At 68.7% G+C, this 2,771-nt stretch carries 3 protein-coding genes; all 3 read left to right on the top strand.

Going from position 1 to position 2,771, the window contains the following annotated elements:
• Positions 1-296 (top strand): TRAP transporter small permease subunit (locus ENN83_RS05760; protein ID WP_287185103.1); only part of this gene is annotated, 296 nt, incomplete at its 5' end.
• Positions 293-1,834 (top strand): TRAP transporter large permease, encoded by a 1,542-nt coding sequence (locus tag ENN83_RS05755; RefSeq protein ID WP_287185100.1) that lies wholly within the window; start codon positions 293-295, stop codon positions 1,832-1,834. The genes ENN83_RS05760 and ENN83_RS05755, both read left to right, overlap by 4 nt.
• A 17-nt stretch (positions 1,835-1,851) precedes the next feature.
• On the top strand, positions 1,852-2,771 hold a 920-nt coding region (locus ENN83_RS05750), incomplete at its 3' end, for a TRAP transporter substrate-binding protein (protein ID WP_287185098.1).

Raw genomic sequence — 2,771 nt, 5'->3', positions numbered from 1 at the left:
TGACGCTGGCGCGCAACGGGCATGTCCGGGTCGAGGCGATCTCGGAACGCCTGCCCACGGCCTATCTGCGCGCGGCAGATGCCGTGGCGCTGGTCCTGTTCCTGATCCCGGTCTTCGGCCTGATGATCCGCGCCTACTGGCCGGAGCTTGCCTATTCCTGGTCGATCCGCGAAGGCTCGGTCGAGACCGGAGGCATGCCGGGGCTTTACCTTGTCAAGACCGCGCTGCCGGTCGCCGCGGCGATGATGATCCTGCAAGGCATCGCCCAGTTCCTGACCCCCAGGGTCAGCGGATGACCGGGGCCGAGGGCTTCCTGCTGGCGATGGGCCTTGGGCTTTTCGCGGGTATCCTGAGCGGCATCCCGGCGATGCTGGCGATCGCGGGCGTGCCGCTGGTCACGGCGCTGATCGCTGCGGTATTCGGGGTGTTCGACCTTTCCTTCCTGAACTTCTATCCCGCACGGGTCTGGGGGGTGATGTCGAACCGGCTATTGATGGCGGTGCCGCTCTTCATCCTGATGGGGGTGCTGCTGGAACGCGCGCGTCTGGCCGAGCGGATGCTGGGCGTTCTGGCCCGGCTGACCGGCGGATCGTCGCGCGGCATGGCGCTCAGCGTGCTGGCCTTTTCGGCGCTGATCGCGGCATCCACCGGCATCATCGGGGCGACCGTGGTGATGCTGGTGCTGATCGGCCTGCCCGCGATGCGCGCGGCGGGCGTGGACAAGCGGCTGGCGGCGGGGCTGATCTGCGCCTCCGGAACGCTGGGCCAGGTGATCCCGCCCTCGATCGTGCTGGTGTTGCTGGGCGACCAGATCGGCAATGTCTATCTCGAGGCGCAGCAACGCGCGGGCAATTTCGCCCCTGATGCCGTCTCGGTCGGCGATCTTTTCGCGGGCGCGCTGGTCCCCGGCCTGATGCTGGTGGCGTTTTACGCGCTCTACGTCGCGTTGCGGCTCAGGCCCCTGCCCGACGCAACCCGCGCCCCGCGCGACCCCGTGCCCCCGGCCGAAGTGCTGTTCACCTTCCTGCCGCCGGTCCTGCTCATCGTGGCGGTGCTGGGCTCGATCCTTGCGGGCGTCGCCACCACCACCGAGGCCGCGGGGCTGGGCGCGGTCGGCGCGCTGTTGCTGGCCGCCCATGCGGCCGAGCCGCTGCGCGCGGGCCGCTGGCTGATCGCGGGCGCGGGCCTCGCGGCGCTGGCGCTGGTGGGGATCGGCATGGGCGGCATGGGCCGCGCCGCGCCGGGCAGCCCCGCGGCGTTGGCGGCACTGGGTGCCGCGCTGGTGATCGGGCTGGGCACGCTCTGGGGCACGCTGTGGCTCTGGGCGGCGGGGCTTCTGCAAGGCGCGATGACCGGGACGATCCGCATCTCGGGCATGGTCTTCGGCATCGTGGTCGCGGCCTCGCTGCTGGCGCTGGTGTTCCGCGGCTTCGGCGGCGACCGGATGGTGGCCGAGATGATGGCGGCCCTGCCCGGCGGCACCTATGGCGCGATCGCGCTGGTGATGGTGCTGATCTTCCTGTTGGGCTTCCTGCTGGAGGCGGTCGAGATCATCTATATCGTGATCCCCCTGCTGGGTCCGCCGATCCTGAGCACCGACATTTCGCCGATCTGGTTCGCCATCCTGATCGCGATGAACCTGCAAACCTCGTTCCTGACCCCGCCCTTCGGATTTGCGCTGTTCTACTTCCGCTCGGTCGCGCCACCCGACATCACCACGCTCGACACCTATCGGGGCGTTATCCCCTTTGTCCTGTTGCAGTTGGCCGCTCTTGGGGTTCTGATCGCCTGGCCCGGGCTTGCCACATGGCTGCCGCACCAGGTTTTCCGCTGAGACCGAAGAGGACCGACATGGACCGCAGAACCTTCCTGACCACTGGCGCCGGTGTCGCCGCCGCTGGCACGCTGGCCGCCCCGGCCGTTGCGCAGGGCAAGATCACCTGGAACCTGCCCACCGCCTTTCCAAAGAACGCCCCCGCCGTCGGCACCAATGTCGTGACCTTCGCCGAGAAGGTCGCCGCGATGTCGGACGGCCGGCTCAGCTTTACCGTGCATGGCGCGGGCGAACTGGTGCCCGCCTTCGCGGTCGAGGATGCGGCTCAGGCAGGCAACGCGCCGGTGGGCCACGGGCCGACCTATTACGCGGCGGGCAAGAATCCGGCGCTGCACTGGTTCACGGGCGTTCCCTTCGGGATGACTTCGGCCGAGCATTTCGCCTGGCTGCGCTGGGGCGGCGGACAGGCGATCTGGGACGAGATCTATGCCCAGCGCAATCTCAAGCCCTTCTATTCGGGCAATTCCAACACCCAGTCCGGCGGCTGGTTCAAGCGCCCCGTCGAAAGCGTCGACAGCTTGCGCGGCATGAACATGCGCATCGCCGGGCTGGGCGGCGAGATCTACCGCAAGCTCGGCGTCAACGCGGTGCTGATGCCGCCGCCCGAGATCTTCCAGGCGCTGCAATCGGGCGCGATCGACGCCGCCGAATGGGTCGGGCCGATGCTGGATCAGGCGTTCGGGCTGCAAAAGCTGACGGATCTGTGCTATGTGCCCGCCTTCAACGAGCCGGGCGCGGGGCTGGCCATCGTCTTCAACGCCGATGCCTGGGCCGAACTGACTCCCGACCTGCAAGCGATCTGCGAGGCGGCGGGCTATGCCGCAGCCCTCGAGGTGCAGGCGCAGTTCGACTATTACAACGCCAGGGCAATGGCCGATCTCAAGGCGCAGGGCGTGCGGTTCCTGCCCTTCCCCGAGGACGTGATCGCCGCGCTGCG

It is taken from the genome of Rhodovulum sp. (assembly GCF_011048875.1).
GTDB classification, from domain to species: Bacteria; Pseudomonadota; Alphaproteobacteria; order Rhodobacterales; family Rhodobacteraceae; genus Rhodovulum; species Rhodovulum tesquicola.
The sequence above is the reverse complement of the archived record's forward strand: the minus strand, read 5'-3'. Positions and strand labels throughout refer to the sequence as shown.

What these genes read in the sequence shown, in the direction of transcription:
- ENN83_RS05755 (WP_287185100.1), top strand. Translation starts at nt 293, where the DNA reads ATGACCGGGGCCGAGGGCTTCCTGCTGGCGATGGGCCTTGGGCTTTTC.